Source organism: Thermogemmatispora tikiterensis, from assembly GCF_003268475.1.
GTDB lineage: Bacteria > Chloroflexota > Ktedonobacteria > Ktedonobacterales > Ktedonobacteraceae > Thermogemmatispora > Thermogemmatispora tikiterensis.
This window is the reverse complement of the sequence record NZ_MCIF01000002.1, coordinates 5368603-5388504: the sequence shown is the minus strand read 5'-3', so window position 1 is coordinate 5388504 and position 19902 is coordinate 5368603. Positions and strand designations below refer to the sequence as shown.

Below are 19902 nucleotides of genomic sequence, written 5' to 3'. Positions count from 1 at the left end.
ATCTAGCGCGGGCCACTCTCTCACAGGTCATTCCCAGGAGCCTGATCATCAGGCAGTGAGGCAGTGAGGGGCGTGATTGCTAAAGACTGGTTGTTCTTCTGGCGAGCAGGGATAGATGGTCAGGGAGCGCGGGTCAGATAGTGGCTGCCTGAAGTCTACTGAGGCTGCTATCTCGTGGTATTTCACTGAGAAACAAGCAGCTTGACAGTAAAGATGAGAAATTGTTACACTCTCCCAGAGGGAAGGATGAGGGGACTTCAACGGGAGGAAGGAGATAATGGCCGACTATAGCGGGCAGCAGCTGGAGCACTATCGTCTGGAGCGCCTCCTTGGCCAGGGTGCCTTCGCCCAGGTCTACCTGGCAACCCATCTTCATCTGGACACCAAGGTGGCGGTCAAGATTCTTCACCAGGTCACCGACCAGAGCGCCATCGAGCAATTCCGCCGCGAGGCGCGCACCATCGCTGCTTTGTTGCACCCCCATATTGTGCGTGTCCTCGACTTCGGCCTGCACGAAGGACGTATTCCCTACCTGGTCATGGACTATCTTCCCGGCGGCACGCTGCGTCAACGCCACCCTCCCGGCAGCCGTCTGCCGCTGGCCGTGGCTTTTGACTACACGCGCCAGATCGGCGAAGCGCTGCAGTATGCGCACGAGGCCCGTATCGTTCACCGCGACGTCAAACCCGAGAATATGCTGATCGGGCGCGACAACAGCGTGCTGCTCGCAGACTTTGGCGTTGCCACGATCGCGGCCAGCACTCGCCTGTCAACCGCTGAGGATCTGGCCGGTACGGTCACCTATATGGCACCCGAGCAGATCCAGGGCCATCCCCGCCCGGAGAGCGATCAGTACGCACTGGCGGTGGTGCTCTACGAGTGGCTTTGTGGAAGACCCCCTTTTAGAGGCAGCTTTGCTGAGGTGGCCGCCCAGCACTGCACCGCCGCCCCGCCCCCGCTCGGCCAGCAGGTGCCCGACCTTCACCCGGACATCGAACAGGCAATTCTACGGGCCCTGGCGAAGGATTGGCGCGCTCGCTTTCCCTCCATACGGGATTTCGCCAGTGCGCTTGTGGAGGCCACAGCTGAGACCATCAGGGTCTCCTCTGGCCCGCAGTCTGGCCCGCCCCCTTCTGCCGGGCCTCCCGGGCCTCCGTCCCCTTTGGGAAGCACGCCTATCTCCACTTCTTCTCTTAGCTCTAGCGTTCTCGATTTGACAGCCAGCGAGCCTGGCGTTCTGCCTGAGCACCACAGGTCCCAGTATGCCGTCTCCTGGGACGCAGATACCACGAGCCAGGCGCAGGAGCGGCCTCCAGCCTCTCCCAAGCGTAGCAGGACAGCAACCAGACGTCCATATTCTTCCCGAGCAGCCCAGAGGAGAAGCACCGCCAGCCGGTCTCCTTTCGCAGTCTACTCTGGCGGTTACTCCAGTCCCCAGACCACATGGCCCCCACCACCTCCCTTTCCACTAAACTACCTGCCGCTAGCACGTGGTCAACTTACAGTAAGCCAGGCCATCGCCATGCTGCTCTACCTGCTGCTGGCCCTTGGTCCTACCCTGCCACTCTTTCTGCTGGCTTATCTGATGCCTCCTACAACCAAGACCCTGCCGAGCTGGGCCATCATGAACCAGCTAGCCGTGTTACTGCTCTTGCCAGCCGTCCCGACTCTGGCCGGGAAGATCTTTGGAAGCTGGCGCGGAGCCCTGGTCAGCTGCATGACCATCCTGGTCCTCTGGAGCCTTAATGCTTCACTGTCAGGGCATGGCTTGTTCCCAACCACCTGGCAGAGCGCCGTCGCCCTGGCTGGCTGGCCCCTGGCCTCCGCACTCACTGGCTGGCGAGTCCGGCGTAATCCTTTTCGCTCCTTTAGACGCGCCTGGCGGCTTCACCTCGCTGGCCTGTTGATCATGCTGGCCACTCTCACGATCGGTCTTATCTACAGCACTCCCTTGAGCCAGCTGTCGCAGCCGTCGAACCAACAGTTCGAGGAGTACGCTAGCCTGTACTGTTGTCTCTTCCCCACCTGGCTGATACTCAGTTCAATCTGCGGGACGCTGGTCGAAATGCTGATTCAGAAGCTCACCGAACTTCTTCAGCCGCGGTTGCGGAAGGGTCAACTCGAATGACCCATCCACCAGCTGCGCGCCGCAGGCGGTCCTGCACTGCCAGTCCCAGGCCCACGGGTCTGAAGCTGCGACAGAGGATCACATCGACCGCCGCCGCCTCTAGCTCCCGCAGCGTGGCGAAGAGAGCCGCCGCCACCTGCTCGGGTTCCTCCAGCGAGGCCGGCGCCCGCACCAGCGCCCCGCTCTCTTCGCATGGGCGCAGGGCCTCCACATCCTCGCTGGCTGCCAGAATACCCACGCGCTCGCCGCGCTTCAGATGCCGCAGGGCTTCTGCTACAATCGCTGTCCGCTGAGCCTGATCCTCGCCCTCGAAGAGGCACAGGGGCACCGTCGGCGAATAGTGCACCAGCAATTGACCGGGTGCGCGCTGAGCCTCTCCTTCTTCGCGCTCAGACTGGCCAGGCTCGCTGGCCCGCGGAGGCTGCGGTGCTTCAATCTCTGGCAGCACCTGACGCAGGGCCTCCAGACTCGTTCCGCCGGGACGCAGGATACGCGGCACCTCTGCACAGAGATCAACAACCGTCGACTCAACGCCGACTGGCGTCGGGCCGCCATCCAGGATCAGCGGCACACGCCCGTTCAGGTCGGCCAGGGCATGCTGGGCCGTTGTCGGACTGACATGCTTGAAGCGGTTGGCACTGGGCGCCGCGATGGGCCTAGCGGCAGCGCGAATCAGGGCCTGCGCCACCGGATGGCTCGGCATGCGCACCGCCACGGTCTCCAGGCCCGCTGTGACCAGCCGCGGCACCTGCTCGCCACGCGGTAGAATCAGCGTCAACGGCCCCGGCCAGAACGCTTCGGCCAGCCTCCGTGCACGCTCCGGAACAGCGGCAGCCACCCGCTCTAGCTCTTCTACCTGTGCTATATGAACAATCAGCGGATCAGTCAACGGTCGACCCTTCGCCGCAAAGATCCGGCGGGCCGCCTCTTCCCGCAAAGCGTCGCCTCCCAGACCGTAAACGGTCTCTGTTGGGAAGACCACCAGTTCGCCTGCGCGCAGCAGCGCCGCCGCTCGCTCAATGACTGCGGCCTCGGGCCGCTGCGAATCAACAGGGACCACCTCAGTAGAGACTGCCTTGATATCGTCTGCCATGAGTACCTGAGCAACCACCTTCTTGATTAGGAGTCAGCGCTGGTCTGGCCTCATTGCAAAAAGAGGAGAGAGGACCAGCCAGACAGCCAGCCAGCACAAAGCAACGGACTCGCCAGTTGGGAAGAGCGCTCAGCCACCGACGGGAGTCTCTCCAGCGGCAGCACGCGGCCAGGACCAGAGCGATCAGGGATCAGGCAGGTTAGCATCCCTGTCCCGAAGGCAGCTCCCGCTCTGACTCTGGTCCCTGCCCATCGCTTGCTTGCCTGGCAAGAAAGCGTTCATAGTCAGCGAAGATGGACTGAGTTGCTTCGCCCAGGCGGCGCAGGGCCTCCTCACGCTCTAGCCAGAGCGGCTCACCTTCCATACTCGCCCGCAGCCGGCCACCGATCACCTCGCCACAGACGACCGCCGTCAGCGAACTCATCTGCGTCACGGAAGCACTTACCAACCAATAGCAGCCGATAATGCTCTGCGCCCGAATGCGCAGGCCGGTCTCCTCCTCACACTCGCGCACCGCCGCCTCGAAGGGCGTCTCGCGCCAGCGCATAAAACCGCCTGGAAAGCTCCAGGTGCCGCGAGCCGTGCGCACGACCAGAAAGCGCCCTTCGTTCTCAACGACCACATTGACCGCGCCAAGTGGCGGCAAATTGCCTACCAGCAGAAGATTGAGCAGATTGAAACAGACGCTCACAATGGCCTTGAGCAGGCTATAAACCACAGGTTGCCTCTCCTCTCCTCACATCAGCCAATGGGCTATGGTTCTCATTGTACTGCATGTGGGAAGAGGAGGCCCTCCCCTTCTTACTCAATCTCACCCTCAGCCCAGGGGCCACAGAGCACCACACAAGAGAATGCATGAGCGCGCTCCACAAGAACAGGAACAAGAAGAAAAAGCCCGACTGGGAAGCTTACCAGCCGGGGAAGGGACAGTTTCGCCTCCCCGCCAGCCAATCTGATCACCGATGGCAAGAGGGGCAGACGAGCAATGTAGCGCCAGCCAGGCCAGTTGGAAGGAGCGGAGTACCACCGCTGGCCGACGCTCTAGTCTAGAGTGTCGGAGAGGAGGATGAGGAGGCCGTGGAATCGGAAGCTTCCTGAGTGTCGGCCTGGTCAGTGGAGACGGTGCGCTCTTGCTGGAGCTGGCGAGCCTCTTCCCGGCTCCGGCACACAATCAGCTCGTGGTCACCAATGCGAAGCTGATCACCAGAGCGGAGCACCCGGCTTCCCCCTTGCTCCAGGCGCTGGCCGTTGACAAAAACTCCCTCGGTGTTATCCCCGTCTTGAATGAGCAACTCAGTTCCTGCCCATCGCAAAAAGGCATGGCGACGCGAGACACGGCGATCTCCCTCAAGCAGAATACCGCTATCACCAGCGCGTCCGATGCTGACCTCGGGAGCGGAAAGCTCTACAATAGTAGCTTGACGTCCAGACATTGTCGGCGGCAAGACCAGGATATAGGCCGGAGCTGCTTCAACGTGCGCTTCCTCAGCCGGAGCAGGTGCTGGTACCAGCTCAATCCGCGCTTTCACCGACTCTCCTTCCGTCCACCCACGCTCGCCCTCCTGGCTGGCCTCTCCTCGGCCATCCGTCACGGCGCTCGCCTCCTCATGAGTTGCTTCAGGCTGAGCGCCGTTAGCGCCGCGCAGTACCTGCGCAGCCTCCGCGATAGGGACTACTTCTGTTTGCGGCGTCCTCTGGGTTGCAGATACAGGGGAAGTAGATGGGCGCGTATGCAGGCCCGAAAGCACTTCGAGCAGGGAAACCTCAGCGGGCGATGTCGGCGGCAGTTCTACAGTTACAGTCTGCTGGGCCACTGCTTCGCTTTCAGAGGGGTCAGCCTGCTCCTGCCCTGCGACGATAGTCGCTGCAACCTCTGGCGCGCAAGCCGCCGGCTCACTCACTGCTGAAGAAGCTGCCTCGCTCGGGCTCTCAGGGGCCGGTACATTGGGGGGACGGGTCGCCTGGAGTAGAGCTTCAAAATAAGTCAGGGCGGAGCCAGATAGGGCGTGACCGTCTGTTTGTTTGATGGTGGCCTCTATGGCCGTCGATTCTGGATTCAGTCCTGGCTCAGGCAGGGCCGCCTCACCGCTCGCCGTCAGCAACTCCGCCGCTGGCTCGCTCTCTTCCGGGGCTGTCACCTGGTTCTGGTCACTCGCCGCTGCTTGCTGCGGCTCCGGCGCGAGTGGGGCAGAGCTTCCAGCACCGCCTGTTGCCAGCTGCTCATCGCACGCGCCCCCATCCGCCACCTGGATCTCGGCTTCAGCCGCAAGGACTGTCTCGTTGGACTGTGATCCGGCCAGCCCGGTCACAACCTCCGCATCTGCATGGATAGCTTCCTGCACTGGAGAGGCCATCAGCGCCTCTGCACTCGCTGCAGACACTTCCTCTGCTGACGGCTCAGCCTCAGCTGGCTCGTCAGGAGCAGTCTGTACAGTAGCCTGCACCTCCCCGCCTGCCACCATCACAGCCTCCGACTGCTCAGCTGCGGTTTGCTCCAGCTGGCCGCCGTCAGATGCAGGCTCCCTCTCCTCGCCGTCTGCCGGCAGAGAGATCGGACCTCCCTGGAGCGGCTCTCCCTGCGGACCGGGGAAAGCCTGCCCGGCAACGGTCACCAGGCGGGGGGCCGCTTGCTGTAGCGCCTCGGCGAAGGCAAGCACCGAAGGATAGCGATCCTCGGGATAGACCGAGAGAGCGCGGCGAATCACCCCTTCAACCTCCACAGGTATCTGTGGATTCAGCGACAGGAGGGACGGGAACGACTCACTCAGCTTCGCCTGAGCGATCTCCTCGGGTAACCCTAAATAGGGAGGGCGTCCAGTGATCCACGTATAGACAATCACCGCCAGCGCGAACTGATCGCTGGCCTGCGTCGCTCGTCCGCCGAGCTGCTCTGGAGCTGCCGTCACCGGCAAGATGGGACGCTGCAGCCGCCCGAAGCGACGCACAAAGTGAGCCAGTCCCACATCAGCCAGCATGAAGGGGGCGATAGTCCGACGCGCCTTCCACATTTGGCCCGCGCAGCACCATAATATTCGTCAGGCTCAGCCCTCCATGCAGATAGCCGGCATGATGCACATGTTGCAGCGCCTGCGCCAACTGCTGAGCGTAGCTCACCACCGCTGGCAGCTCCAGCGGTGGACTAAACCATAAGCGCCCGTCGCTGTTAAGCAGCGAGCCACTACTGAACAACCGCCGCGCAACGTACAGAGCGCCGTGCAGCTCCCCATAATCGAGCACTGGCGCCAGGTAGCGGTGAGTGAGCTGACTGATCCCCTGCATCTCGCGGAAAAACTGCCGCCGCGCTGCATCCGAGAGCGGTGCCCAGGGATGCAACAGCTTGAGTACCACCTTCCGTAGCAGCAGCGTATCCTCAGCCTCGTAGCTCTCACCGGCTACTCCGCTGCCAAGGAGTCTGATCACGCGATAGCGTTCGAACCGCTGGCCTTCTCGCAATGCCGGCATAGGCGACCTCGCTTTTTCCCCAGATAGCATCTGTCGCTATTGTAGCATGTTTCTGCTGGCAGACAGCAAAGCAGTAGTACTAAATCGGGGAACCTGCCAGGTAGCAGGAAAACCGCAGGACGATCCTCAAGCTCCTCCAAGATGGGGAGACACAAGAGAGCAGCAGCCCGCCAGCGAACTCACCAGTCCTCGCGATCGACCGCTGCCTCCCCTTCCCTTCACTGCTGAGACGTCTTCCCTTCTTCGCTTGAAGGAGGGGCATCAGGTTCGGTCCTGGCGGAGTCCGCCGAGGAGGACGAGGCGCTCTCAGCACGCTGGACAGCCGCGAGCGCTCTCTCCTGCTGCTCAACAGAAGCAGTAGCGCCGCTCTCGTGACTGTCCTCATCCTGACGACGCTGAGCAAGCGCTGGCTGCCGCTGCCTGGCCAGACGAGTACGGCGCAGGCGGTAAAGGAGCAGAGCCCCCAATCCCACTATGACCACTAGCAGCGCCCCAGTCCAACTAATGGTGCGCGCCAGGTGCTCAACAGCTGCAAAATTATCGTGAAAGACGCGTCCGGCGAAGTAGCCAAGCGATCCGAAAACGGTCGCCCAGATGATGCCACCCGCCGCATTGTAGACCAGAAATGTCCGCCAGCGCATCCGGTTCACACCAGCCAGAAAGGCCGCCCAGGCCCGTAGCACGGCTATGAAACGTCCGAAGAAAACCGTTTTGTCTCCGTGACGGGCAAAGAAGCGCTCGGCGCGCTCCAGATGCTCAGGCTTGAGGAAGATATAACGTCCGAAGCGTTCCACCAGCGGCCTGCCGCCGTGACGCCCAAGCAGATACCCCAGATTATCGCCCACAATGGCCCCCAGCGCAGCGCAGGCAATGACGAGAGGAATTTGCAACTGGTGATCGACCCCTGCCAGAAACGAGGCCAGCAAGAGCATGGTCTCCCCAGGAAAGGGAATGCCCGAGCTTTCAATCATAATAAAGAGCGCCACCGCGGGATAGCCCCAGACATGCAGCGCATCCTGCAGCGTCTGCAGCGAGATCAACGCTGCGATCACCCCAAAAAACGGAACTGACCGGCTGGCAACGCTCACCAGCACCAGGCGCGACCACCAGAACATGCACCCTCCTTCGCTTCCGCGGGTCCTCACAAATCAAGCAAGCAATCTTTTACCGGGCCAGTATACGCCCTGGCCCGGCCAAAGACAACCTCAAGAGCCAGACACAGGTAGCTGGAAACCGCCGTCGGTACGCCGCCGTCTGGTCTGCCACCAGCTTGCCAGCCAGGTCAGACCAAAAGCCAGAAGCGGAGGCCCTACGGTACTGAAACCCATCCAGCCGATCCAGCCACCCCCTGCCGGCAGGTAGCCACGTGAGAAATAAATGGCAAAGGCCGAGAGCGAGAAGACCAGCACAAAGATCTCCAAGGCATACTCCAATGCCGCCGGCTGCTGATACCGCGGCCAGGCGAGCGGAGCCAGCGCGACGAGCCAGGCCAGGTACCAGGGGAAAAACCAGGGCGTCACCAGGAAGATCGCCCCCATCGTCAGCAGCGCCCCAACCGCCCAACGTTCTAGCCGCGGTTGCTCCCAGAGCAACCACAGGGCCATGCCTAGAGTTACCAGCAGCGCCAGTCCCTGAATGAGATTCCAGGTACTGCGCCGCCCCAGGAGGGCGAGCAGCTGCCCCATCCAATCTTCCAGCGGCTGTGGATGATAGTGTCGCCACTCCTGAATAGCGCGCAGAATCGAAAACTGCCCCAGCTCGCGACTCGTCGAGGGCGGAGCCGACAGGCTGACAACGACCTGATGAGGACTGTGGCCGAGCCAGAAAGGGAGATAGGCCAGCCCCGCTACAACGATTGCGCAGCCAAGCGCCAGGAGTAGCTGCGCTAACGCCGGTCGCCAGTGCAGACGCAGCGCCAGTAGCAGGCGCTGTTGGCCGTCACCCTGAAGGGTACGGAAGAGCAGGAGACAGAGGAAGAGCGCCAGCCCAAGCAGGGCCGTAAACTTGATCAAGACAGCCAGCAGCATGAAGACCAGAGCCGGCAACCAGCAACGCACACGCTCTAAGCCTCCATCGCCAGCTTCAGCATAGCACCAGCAACCCAGCAGCATGCAGGTCATCATCAAGACATCATTATGGGCTCCCAGGGCACTTTCGAAGAGCATCAGCGGATTGAGAGCGTAGAGCATGGCCCCCAGCGTGATCACGCGCTCCGAGCGCCCCAGTACCCGGAGCAGGCGAGCGATCAGGACCATATTGAGCAGGTGAGCCATCAAGGCCAGGAGGCGAAAAGCCAGCACATAGGCTGGCGCATTGGCCCCCAGGAGCCAGCTGAGGACGGCACAGATCAGCAGCCAGACCGGACCATAGGCCGCCACCGCCGTCCTCCAGTCATCCAGCGGGGCAAGAGGATCACCCGGGAAAGCAGAGAGCGGCACAAAGTACGGATTGGCCCCATGCGCTACCATGACACGGCCATAGCCAGCGTAGACAAAGATATCGTGCGAGAGCATCCCGGGCGCCACCACGAGTATACTCCCACAGATGAGAAGTACAGCACCCGCGAGCCACAGCACCCCCCGGCGACGACCCGCCGTGGTGGCCAATCTCCAGCTCAGCCAGAGCAGGCACAGATAGAGCAGAAAAAGAAGAAAAACCATCAGGTGAAAGGAGAGATCTGCTCTATTTAAAAAAGGCAAAAATTGCCTGAAGAAGAGTACCAGTCTGGCTGGCACCCAGAAGCCAAAAGGCCCGAGAGCCTTTCCTGGGAGTTGGCTGGCGACAGGATGCCCGGCTAACTGCCCGAGCGGAGCAATGGCCGCCACGATAATGGCCAGATAACCAGCAAGCAGCAGAGCGACGCACAAGAACCCAAGACCAGCCCGCGGTGGTTTTGCACGTACTGTCTGCTTCTTGATCTGATTGTCTATGAACAGCGTTTCGGTCATAGCCTGTATCGCGTCCATCCAAATTGTAGATAGAAGGGGCGAGCATTGGCCGCCCGGGGAGAGCGCAGCGCCAGAGCGCTACGCCCCCCGGCTAGCCAATCATCCTCAGACCATCCAAAGCCCCATGATAAAAATAATGGTCAGGGTAGCCAGCAGCGGCGGGAAGATCAAAGTGATCGCTTGATGGAGGCGCCGATGCTCGCAGGCCAGCGCCGCCAGGGTCATGAAACCTGGGAACATCTCCAGGACGAAGCGCTGGTTGGAGATCAGGGAGTCGGGCTGATTGATACTCGGTTCCACTAAATAGAGCAGCAGCAGGGCCGCCATCCAGAGCGTATAGCTGAAGCGCAGACGGCGCCAACCCAGCACAGCCAGCACGATAAAGCCCAGGGTGGCGCTGAGATCGAGCACCAGATGGACCGAGAAGAGCGAGCCGACGGGCTGCAGCCAGAAGAGTTCCACCAGCGCCTTCCAGATGCCTTCCCAGGGCCAGACGGTGCGATGGGACCAGCGATACTGCACCGCCGCGAAGCTGAAAGGCGAGTGGAAGAGATGCCAGCAATAGAGACTATAGAGAGCAGTGCCTACCGGAATCAGCACTACCGGCAGCGCTCGCCAGAGAAAGGCGCGCCAGTGACTGCGTTCTGCTGGCTCGGCCAGCAGGCCCAGGTTATCGCGGGCTATCCATGCTTCCCAGAGGAAGGGTAGCACGAGTAAGATGCCCGGTGAGCGGGTCAGGGAGGCCAGCATGCCCAGCAGCCCGGCCAGCCACCAGCGTCGTCGGCGTAAGGCCAGGAAGCAGCCAGTTACCAACAGCAAAAAGAGCGATTCATTATAGGCGGCAAAGAAGAAAAAGGCCGTTGGGAAAATACAGAGGTAGAGCAGCGTGCGACGGCTGACTTGATCGCCCAGCGCCTCGCTGGCAAGCTGATAGAGCGTGAATAAAGCGCCGAGCAGAGCAAGATTGCTAATGAGCATGCCAAAGAGGAGATAACCATGATTCCCCACGAGATGGGCACAAATACTGATCAAGAGGGGAAAGAGAGGAAAGAATGCGCTATCAAAAGGGCTGCGATAGCCAAATTGAGCAATCTCTACATAGTGTATAGCATCCCAGCGCTTCCACGACATGGCCGTCGCCAGCAAGCTTACCGGTGGCGCTATATACTGCGGTGGTCGCGGTCCGTGGAGTAGCGTATACGCAAAGTAGGTCACTACAATGAGCGCGATGCGGGTTAGGATAAAGAGCCAGAGAATGTCGGCGGTTGGCGCACGTTTCATAGAAAGTGCTCTTCTCTCCTTTTGTATAGCAGATTACAGGATGAATCTTCTCCTGCTGTCTTTCTCCGCTTCCTTGCTGAGGTTCACTGGTATAACGAATGACCCATGCAGATAGTCAAACAGGAAGCCTTTCTTCCCCTGTAGGCTATGCTCAAAACCTCCCATAAGAGAGGCACTCTTGATTAAAAGAATAATGTTTCAATAGTATTGATCCTATATCGAGATGAAAATCCTTTTGCTTGCAGATTGTAAAGATCTCCTTTCTCAAATGCTTCTGCCCCACCGAGTCGCCAGAACATCGGCCTGCTCTACGCCATTAGCCGAATTTATCCTTTATCGTCCTTGTTCCTTGAGATGGACTGACAGGCAGGCAGACAGACTGGCTGACTGATCAGGTTGAGTAGAGCTAGCGAGGGAAGGGCCTGAACCCCTGCCTCTAAACGATCTCAGTCCCGCTAACTGGCAGAGAGCGGAGAAACAGTCTGGCCCGCCAACGCCAATCTACTTATAACCTGCGCCGGCTGAGCGCTAGAAACTTACGCTTCCCCCTCAGCTTTGCCGCTTCCTCTTGCGATCGTCGTCGCCGCATGCTATAGTGTATTTAACATTCCCTTAACATAAGGTTAATATAAGCTTAACACTTCCCCAGCCACAGCACAGTCGGGCAGTGCCGCCCGCGTGGGCACAGCGAGCCAGGCTATCAGACGGGCCTCAGAGCTACTGGCACCAGGCAGAGCATGCCTTCAGTGCAGAGCAGCCGGAGACAGCGACGAGCACAAGGGTCGGTCATCGCGCGCCCGTGCCGCTCCAGACAGCATCAAGTGCAGAAGGTGAGTCCACAGCCCACCTTTCGATCTGCCAGTTTATCTGCTTATCCACGCTTGCACCACCAGAGCGGCGCCTGCAAGTGTGAGCAATTGCCTGCTTCCAGGCTATGCGAGCTATCTCACTAAACTCAAGCAATGGGAGGGGAGAGAGAGCAAGCAATGGCAACGACAAGCAATCCGACAATGGTTGTGGGCCTGTTACTGGGCGGGGCCCTGTTACTGCTCTACGGCCTGCGCCTCCTGTCGGAGGCTATGCAGCGCGCAGCCGGTCCGCGCCTGCAGAAGGCCACAATGGCGCTGGCCCAGCGCCCTTTCATGGCTTTCGGCGTCGGCGTCGTCGTGACGGCCTTGACACAGAGTTCGAGCGCGACCTCCTCGCTGCTGGTGGAGCTGGTGAACGCTGAACTGGTTCCCCTGACGACGGCCTTCGTCATGATTTTGGGCACCAACGTCGGCTCCACGCTGGTCGTGCAGTTGCTTGCTTTCCATGTGACCGACTACGCCATTCCCATCGCCGGAGCGGGGGCCGCCCTGGGCCTGTTGACACAGCATAAGCCGCAGCGCAACCTCGGTCAAGCGGCTTTCGGCTTTGGGGTGATCTTGCTTGGACTGGCGGCGCTCCAGGTTGGTAGCGCCCCGATCGCAGCCAGTCCTGTTACCGCCGAGGTACTGCGCGCTTTGATGGGGGCGCCACTGGTGCTGGCGCTGCTGGGCCTGCTCCTGGCTCTGGCCTTTGCTTCGAGCGCGGCGGCCATCGGCCTGGTGCTGGTCTTGACGGCCAGTGGCGCGCTCTCGGTTTTTGCAGCTCTGGCCTTGCTCTTTGGGGCCAATATCGGCTCAACGCTGACGGCTCTGCTGACAGCCATCAGTCGCCCCTCGATCACAGGCCGCCGCCTGGCCCTGCTCCATACTGGCACTAAGTCCCTGGGGGCTGCCATTGCGCTGGCTCTACTGCCGCTCCTGACCAGCCTGCTGGCCCGGCTCGGCCTGGAACCTGTCTGGCAGGTGGCCCTGACTCACTTGACTTTTAATCTGGCCTTGGCCGCGGTCTTTGTTCCGCTGGCTGCCCCCGTTACACACCTGGTGACCTTACTCCTGCCAGAGCAGGAGAATCAGTATGAGCAGCCGCTGGGACCACGCTATCTTGATCCCGAGGCCCTGGCCTCGCCGGCGGTCGCCCTGGGTCAGGCGACGCGCGAGGTGCTGCGCATGGCCGATATTGTGACGGAGATGCTGCGCCTGTCAATGCTGGCTTTCGAGAAGCCCGATGCCCGTGTGCCGGAGCGCATCAATGAGCTGGATGACGAGCTTGATCAGCTTAATGCGGCCATTAAGCGCTATCTGACGCAGCTCGATGAGAGCCGCCTGACCCGCGAGCAGGTCCAGCGCGAGCTGGCGCTTCTCTATATTATTACCGATCTCGAGGCGATCGGCGATATCATCGATCGACAGATGATGCGCCTGGCCCGCCGCAAGCAACGCCGCCAGGTGGCTTTCTCTGAAGAGGGCTGGCAGGACCTGCTCAATTTTCACGATGAGGTGACGGAGGCCCTGGAGCAGGCTCTGGCCGCGCTGGCTTCACAGGATACCTCGCTGGCCAACGACTTCTTTGTGCGTAAGGCGGAGCTGAGTAAGATGAAGCGCCAGCTCCATCTACGCCACGTGCGCCGCTTGCAGAGCGGCCTCTCTCCTAGCTGGGAGTCGAGCGCGATCCATCTCGATCTCTTGAACGCTCTGAGTCGCGTGCTCTCCCATGCATCGAACATCGCACATGCAGTGCGCGGCGATCTCTAAAGCAGCGATCTCCTTTTTCCTTCTCTCTGGCGGGGCGGCCAGGACTCTTCTGCACGGTACAGAGCTGGCCCTGGCCGCTCCGTTGTCTCTTCCTCCGTCGCTCTGAGCCTTCTTCAGCGGCTGCGCGGTCCGCCCCAGCTCTCTTTTTCATATTCGGTTTTATAGTGTAAAACCAACCCGGGGAGCTTTACACAAGAAAGCCGCAAGGTACAAGCACACAGCCACTTTCGGCTAGCCGTTAGCAATCCGTCTATCAAAGGGGTAGACTCCCGATAGAGGGAGACGTCTTCGCATTCCACATTCATCAGAGGTTGTGAAGAAGTTCATAGCTTCTGAGGTGGCAAGGCTGTAGTGTAGGGCTTATCATCAGGGGAAGAGAGCGCAGACCCTCCTTTAAGATCCTTTGTCATAAAGTGAGTTTTAGACAATGTTAAAAGTCAAGTTTGATATCGAGGTTACGACTCCACTCTTTCTGGCAGGGGCCAACCAGGAAGAGGTAGAGCTGCGTCCCCCCTCGTTGCGGGGACCTCTGCGCTACTGGTACCGTGCGCTGATTGGAGGCATTGTCGGAGGTAACCTGGCGGAGGTGCGCCGGCGCGAGACCGAGGTGTTCGGGAGCGCTGAATATGGCTCGCCGATAAGTATCCGCATCTCTGAGGTAACGCTGCCAGAGCAAGGGTTATCTGCTTTCACGCAAGCCGATAACCAGCCTGGCAGAAACTATCTCTTCTGGTCTATGGACAAGACCAAAGATCGATCCTCCCGCCAATACTATCCGCCCGGGACGCACTTCAGGCTTATCCTCGCTGCCCACGAGAAAAATCGACAAGCCTTAAAAGAGGCCATCATCGCCCTCTGGCTGCTGACTAACCTCGGCGGACTGGGCGCACGTTCTCGCCGCTGCGCAGGCAGCCTGACGATTTGCTCATCTACGTTGCCCTCGGCCCTAGAGTTCAATCTCCCAAGGCTATCGCCAGAAGATGCCAGCAGCCTCGATGAGCTGGCTAACACTCTCACTCTGGGGCTGCAGGAGATTCAGCGCTTTTACAAGGCTGAAAAGCGATCTGAACTCCAAAATAGATCTTTTGATATCCTATCTCCGGCAACCTGTTCTATATGGGTTCTCTCCCCGAGCAATCCCTGGAAAAAAGTAAAAGAGGCATTAGAGTTCGTCGGCAGGACGTACAAGGAATACCGCCAATCTCTTTCGGACGAGCAGCGCAAGGCCCTCGGCTTGCCCTTCGGAGGGCACAAGGGCCGCCTGGCTTCGCCCCTGCACCTGCATATCACAGCTATAAAAGCCGGCTACATCTGTGTAGCCACTCTCTTCAGAAAGAATGCTCTGCTGCCTGATCGCCTAGATATCAACTCCAAATTTATAGTCAGATTTGAAAGCAATAGAGAGCTAAAGTTATGACTCCATCTTACATGCTCATCTTCACCCTGGGGCCGGTACAGTCCTTCATCGCCCAGGCACGCAAGGCGCGCGATCTCTGGCTGGGTAGCTTCCTGCTTTCGCGCCTGATGGAGGCGGCCCTTAAGGACGTGCCGAGTAAGACTCTGGTGTTCCCAACCAATCCCAGCATCGACCGTCAGCGCTGGATACCCGACCTGCCCAACCGCTACGTTGCGATTTTCTCCACGACCCAGGAGATGCCCAACCCGCAGACAAAGGCTCTCCAGACGGCAGAGCAGAGCCAGAAGGCCATCCATCAAGCCTGGGAGGAGATTTGCAGAGAAGTGTACCAGCAGCTCTTTGGCAGCAATGGCGCTGACTGGGCAAGCAACGAGGTCCTGCGTGCCATCTGGGAGCGCCAGATCAAACCTGAAAACCTCTTCGAAATCTACTGGGTCATCGTCGCCAACACCAATGGTCAGGGCGCCCCGCTGGGGTACGGGTCCTGGTTTAAACGCGCCGCGCAGGCACTCGATGCTCGCAAGAGCTTGCGCGATTTCAAGGCTCAGGATGAGCCTGGCGAGAAGAGCACCCTCTCCGGCGAGCGCGAGGCTCTGCACACCCAGGGCGCGAGCCGCCAGGAGGTCAGAGCGTTTTGGACACAGGTAGCGAACAAACCGGGGATTTCGGCCAAGGACCTTGCCCCGGATGGCTCCGAGCGCCTGGACGCCATCGACACGGTGAAGCGCTTCGCTCTGCTCTCAAAGAGCTTCCTCTCAGGTCCCGGGGACGGATCTGAGGCGCCGAAACAGGGCCTGGATTTCCCTTCAACCAGCACGATGGCCGCCGCAACCTTCATTGAGCAGCTGTTACTCCCCCAGCAATCTCGATCAGCAGCCAGCAGAGAAATTCAGGAGGCCGCGAAGCGTTGGCAAGAGATTACTGCGCCTCTGAAGAGGGAAAAGCCTCACCTGGCTCTTCCTTATCTGGAGCAGAAAGCTCAGCAGGCAAACTACTCCTGGCTCAAGGATGTTGACGGAGAGTGTGCTTTTGTCGAGACTTTTACCGCCCAGCGGCTGCGCACGAATTACCGCGCTCTGGTCGAACCGCGGCTGCAGCGCTTTCCCTGGGAATGGGTCATCGAGGAGCCAACCTATCTCGATAGGGCCCATCAGGTACTGAGAGAGCTTCACCGGCTCCTCGGCGAGCCAACCCCTTACTATGCCTTGCTGCAGATGGACGGCGATCAGATGGGCACCATTATCGGCGAGGTCCAGAGCCAGGACGATCACCGTACCATCAGTAGAGCGCTCTCGGAATTCGCCCGTACGCATGTTCCCGGCATCGTCGAGGACAAGCGTCCCGGCAAACTGATCTACGCTGGTGGCGATGATGTACTGGCCTTCGCACCGCTGGCGCATATGTTCGCTATGGCTTCAGCTCTGCAGCAGACCTATCGCAAGATCGTAGGGTCAAGCGTACAAACGGTCTCCAAGGGGACGAGAACAGCCACGGTCAGCATGGGCATCGCCGTCGCTCACCACCTAATGCCGCTGACGCTGGTACGTCGGATGGCGCGCGAGGCCGAGGAGCAGGCCAAGCAGCGCTATGGGCGCAATGCCCTGGTGGTGACGATCCTCTGGCGCTCTGGCAATACGCTCTCCGCCGGTTGCCGCTGGAACTACCCTCCCCAGGATCATGAACAGCAGGCCGGGGAAGCAACGACTGAGCCTTTTGAGATTTTCAAAGGTGTCGTGCAGCTCTTTGCGAGAGGCACGCTTTCGCCACGCTGCCTGGAGATACTGAAAAGAGAGCTGCCAGGACTGGAGGGCCTGCCACCGAAGGCCCGTAGCAGCGAGATCGGGCGCATATTAGCCCGGCAGTGGAACGTCAGTACCGCCCATCAGCCCCCCGAGACAGGACCGGAAGCTCTGGCAGACGCCCTGGTCCGTCTCGCAGCTCTCATGGAAAAGAGCCACCCTGGCGCCTTCTCCGGCCCCGACAGCTCCGGCCTGAAGGAGGTCCTGAACTGGCTGCAGATTCTGGCTTTTCTCGTGAGGGAGGCAGGAAACAATGTATCTTTTTATTGAACCACATGAGACGCTCCTCTTTCGCAGCGGGCGCCCCTTCGACGCGGGCGAGGTGGGCTTTGCTGAATCGCTCTTTCCACCTACCCCCGAAACTCTGCAGGGGTCGCTGCGGGCCTTGATCGCGAGCAACTGGGACCAGCGCAAGAGCCTGCCAGAACTCTTCCGCGATCGGGAGCTGACCGCCCTCATCGGCGACCAACAGAGCTACGGTCGCCTGCGCATCAGGCTGACCGCGCTCGCACGCCGTCAGAAGGCGCAGAACGGCACTCAGCGCTTTGAGCTGCTCTATCCTATGCCCACCCACTTGCTGTGCGGACCCGGGTCACAAGGCCAGCAAACCCGCCTACTGCGCTTGAAACCGGCCTCTCCCACCGGGATCTTGACGAACCTCCCCCAGGAGTTGCAGCTGCTCTACCCCGAAGGCCAGGAGCAAGAGCAACCGCTCGGCAAAAGCAGCCGGTTACGAGGCTGGCTGACGGCGCAGGGCCTGGAGACGGCGCTGCGCCCCGATGGTCAGCTGACCGACGCCATGTTTGTCCCCGCTAGCGAGATCTACGAGGAAGAGCCGCGCACGGGAATCGCTCGCCAGGAGCGCACACATACGACGGAGGAGGGCATGCTCTATACCATCTACGCTGTGCGCCTGCGGCCCGGCTATGGCTTTCTTGTCGATTTGCGCCTGGCTCAGACAGCCGATCCTCTCAGCGATCAGTTGCTACCTGACGAGCAAACAGCTTCGCTCTTGCGCCTACCCGCGCCCCCTGCACACTTCCCCCATACCCTGGGCGGCGAGAGGCGTCCTGTGACCGTCTGGCTGATTGATCCCAACGATACGCCGGTGCGAGCCGCCGCACCTCAGACGCCAGATCACCTAAGCGGGCAGCGGCTCCTGCTTTATCTGGCCACCCCAGCGATCTTCAGAAAGGGCTGGCAACCCGAGCACCGGCCCGCAGGTCTCAGCGCGCCCATCGCTGCGGCTATCAGCGGCTACCAGTGGATTGGCGGCTGGCAGATGAACCCCAGCCATCACGGCGGCCAGAGCAAACCAGCGCGGCGCTGCGTGCCCGCAGGCAGCATCTACTTCTTCGATAGCTCAGATACTGATCTTCAGCAAATAACAGACATCGGCCAAGAAATAGGATACGGTATGACTATTAAAGGAGCTTGGTGAAATGATTACAGCAACAAGCATGATGTACATCTATACAGAAACGCCCTTGCATGCCGGCGTGGGTAGTGGCCTGAGCAGTGTCGAGCTACCAATCCAGCGCGAGCGCCATACACAGTATCCCATGATCCAGGGCAGCAGCATCAAAGGGAAACTGCGCGCCCTGATCAGCCATCAGTATGGCAGCAACTCCGACGGACTGGTCAAGGCGCTCTTTGGTCACGAGCACGCAACTCAAGAGACAGACCAGCTTCACGCCGGGGCCTTGATTGTCAGCGATGCCCGCATCCTGCTCTTTCCGGTGCGCTCTCTCCAGGGAGTTTTCGCCTACACCACGTCTCTCGACATCCTGGAACGTTTCAGAAAGGATCTCATCCACGTCCACCAGGAGAAGGAGTTTCCGCAGCTGCCGTCGACTCGACTGAAGAATGGCGAGGCACTTGTAACTGAGCAATCAGAGGTCACCATCTCCCAAAACAGCCACGGCCACGGCTTGCTGCTGGAGGAGTTTAGCTTCGAGGTGAGGCAGGACCAAAAGGTGACCAGCGTAGCACGCTGGCTGGCAGAGCACGCCCTCCCCTTTGATGGCTATTGGGCAGAGAAGCTACAGTCTTCGCTGGTCGTCCTCGCCGACGACGATTTCCGCGACTTCGTGCTCTATTCAACTGAGGTGATTACCCGTATTGCCATCGATCAGGAGAAGAAAACGGTCAAAGAGGGCGCCCTCTGGACAGAGGAGCACCTACCAGCAGACACCTTGCTCTACGCTCCTATCTACGCTACCAACGAACGACGCCCCACTGAGAAGAGCCAAGAGCCACGCCAGGGCTTAGCACTGCTCCGAGATCTTAGCCAGAAAGCTGGCCCTTACCTGCAGCTCGGCGGCGACGAGACAGTAGGGCGAGGCTTCGTTAAGGTGCGCTGGAGCCCCCCGGCCTCGCTCACTGACTCTGCTACAGGCAGACCCTAAGCTATCGTCCTTCTTCTTAGAAGAAAGATAACAAATATAATAGGTGAATCCTATGAGCGAAGAGAAACAAACCGTACGACGTCTGCTAGAACAAGAGCGTGGTCAGTTTGCCTGGAAATGTATTAAAAAGGTAAAGAATTGTTCAGCAGAGATGCAAGCCGAATATCGCACACGGGCCTTGACCTTTAACCAGATGGTGCAGATCAACGGCCTGGGGGCCACTCTGGGCTTTCTGAATGCCAAAGCAGAAAAGGAACAGAAAGAGAAACATAAAGAGAAACAGGAGGAGCAGGCACTCAACGCCTACGGCCAACTACTGCAGCATCTGACCGAATGGATGCATCGGCGTGGTTTTGTCACTAACAAAGTCGAGGAATTTGATGCCCTGTTGTCCTGGGTACTGGAGCAGGCCAGTCGGGAAGACTACCGCCGGGCGACCACCGAATGCCTGGCCTTCGGCGACTGGCTGCGCCGTTTCGCCGAAGCCGAGCTCTCCAAAGAGGGTAGCCAACCGGCTGCCGAGCCAGGACAGCAAGAAGGGAGAGGGTAAGGCCATGAGTCAACGACCCCTGGCTCAAGCCAGGGGCTTGCCCGCAGCCTCATCGGCCCGGGCTTCAGGGCTGGTTGACGGCAGCCCACTGCCCCGTAGGACAGTACAGCAGTGTCGCTGGGTTGACCCTCCCCTCCCCGCCAGGTGAGGCGAAGCCGTTGCTGACTCACAGGCCAGTGCCTTGAGACCTCACCG

The 19902-nt window shown here is 60.1% G+C and carries 14 protein-coding genes; 7 read left to right on the top strand and 7 right to left on the bottom strand.

The window, feature by feature from the left end; genetic code table 11:
• Positions 1 to 277: 277 nt before the first annotated feature.
• Positions 278 to 2128, top strand: coding sequence for a serine/threonine-protein kinase (locus A4R35_RS21540; protein WP_112433098.1), 1851 nt, complete (start codon positions 278 to 280; stop codon positions 2126 to 2128).
• On the opposite strand, the gene A4R35_RS21535 is transcribed toward A4R35_RS21540, so the two are convergent.
• The 7 genes from A4R35_RS21535 to A4R35_RS21500 form a co-directional block, all read right to left on the bottom strand.
• Positions 2082 to 3221 carry an L-threonylcarbamoyladenylate synthase gene (locus A4R35_RS21535; RefSeq protein WP_112433096.1) on the bottom strand — a complete coding sequence of 380 codons (1140 nt, stop codon included), beginning with the start codon at positions 3219 to 3221 and terminating at the stop codon, positions 2082 to 2084. The genes A4R35_RS21540 and A4R35_RS21535 overlap by 47 nt on opposite strands.
• Before the next feature lie 199 nt (positions 3222 to 3420).
• Positions 3421 to 3939 carry an NUDIX hydrolase gene (locus tag A4R35_RS21530; RefSeq protein ID WP_112433094.1) on the bottom strand — a complete coding sequence of 173 codons (519 nt, stop codon included), beginning with the start codon at positions 3937 to 3939 and terminating at the stop codon, positions 3421 to 3423.
• 328 nt (positions 3940 to 4267) lie between these two features.
• A complete protein-coding gene (locus tag A4R35_RS21520; RefSeq protein WP_112433090.1) occupies positions 4268 to 6229 on the bottom strand; it encodes an FHA domain-containing protein in 1962 nt (653 codons plus the stop codon).
• A complete protein-coding gene (locus tag A4R35_RS21515) occupies positions 6186 to 6683 on the bottom strand; it encodes a protein kinase (RefSeq protein ID WP_189362159.1) in 498 nt (165 codons plus the stop codon). The genes A4R35_RS21520 and A4R35_RS21515 overlap by 44 nt, the downstream gene beginning before the upstream one ends.
• A gap of 218 nt (positions 6684 to 6901) precedes the next feature.
• Positions 6902 to 7798, bottom strand: a complete 897-nt coding sequence (locus A4R35_RS21510; RefSeq protein ID WP_112433086.1) for a DedA family protein — start codon at positions 7796 to 7798, stop codon at positions 6902 to 6904.
• A gap of 90 nt (positions 7799 to 7888) precedes the next feature.
• Positions 7889 to 9631 (bottom strand): putative hexosyltransferase, encoded by a 1743-nt coding sequence (locus tag A4R35_RS21505; protein ID WP_189362157.1) that lies wholly within the window; start codon positions 9629 to 9631, stop codon positions 7889 to 7891.
• 105 nt (positions 9632 to 9736) lie between these two features.
• Positions 9737 to 10912 (bottom strand): mannosyltransferase family protein, encoded by a 1176-nt coding sequence (locus A4R35_RS21500; protein WP_112433082.1) that lies wholly within the window; start codon positions 10910 to 10912, stop codon positions 9737 to 9739.
• 986 nt (positions 10913 to 11898) lie between these two features.
• Between A4R35_RS21500 and A4R35_RS21495 the strand changes: the two genes are divergently transcribed.
• From A4R35_RS21495 to cmr5, 6 genes are all read left to right on the top strand, one after another.
• Positions 11899 to 13533, top strand: a complete 1635-nt coding sequence (locus A4R35_RS21495; protein ID WP_112433080.1) for a Na/Pi cotransporter family protein — start codon at positions 11899 to 11901, stop codon at positions 13531 to 13533.
• A 427-nt stretch (positions 13534 to 13960) separates the two neighbouring features.
• On the top strand, positions 13961 to 14950 hold the full coding sequence (gene cmr1 / locus A4R35_RS21490) for a type III-B CRISPR module RAMP protein Cmr1 (RefSeq protein WP_112433078.1): 990 nt from the start codon (positions 13961 to 13963) through the stop codon (positions 14948 to 14950).
• Positions 14947 to 17019: a type III-B CRISPR-associated protein Cas10/Cmr2 gene (cas10, locus tag A4R35_RS21485; protein WP_112433076.1), complete on the top strand. Its 2073-nt coding sequence runs from the start codon at positions 14947 to 14949 to the stop codon at positions 17017 to 17019. The genes cmr1 and cas10 overlap by 4 nt, the downstream gene beginning before the upstream one ends.
• Entirely contained in the window at positions 17003 to 18190 is a 1188-nt protein-coding gene (locus tag A4R35_RS21480) for a type III-B CRISPR module-associated Cmr3 family protein (RefSeq protein WP_112433074.1), read from the top strand. The genes cas10 and A4R35_RS21480 overlap by 17 nt, the downstream gene beginning before the upstream one ends.
• 1 nt (position 18191) lies before the next feature.
• Complete coding sequence (gene cmr4 / locus A4R35_RS21475; RefSeq protein ID WP_112433071.1) at positions 18192 to 19157, top strand: type III-B CRISPR module RAMP protein Cmr4; 966 nt, start codon at positions 18192 to 18194, stop codon at positions 19155 to 19157.
• A gap of 52 nt (positions 19158 to 19209) precedes the next feature.
• The gene (gene cmr5 / locus A4R35_RS21470) at positions 19210 to 19707 is read left to right on the top strand and encodes a type III-B CRISPR module-associated protein Cmr5 (protein ID WP_112433069.1); all 498 of its coding nucleotides are present in this window, start codon (positions 19210 to 19212) and stop codon (positions 19705 to 19707) included.
• Positions 19708 to 19902 lie beyond the last annotated feature (195 nt).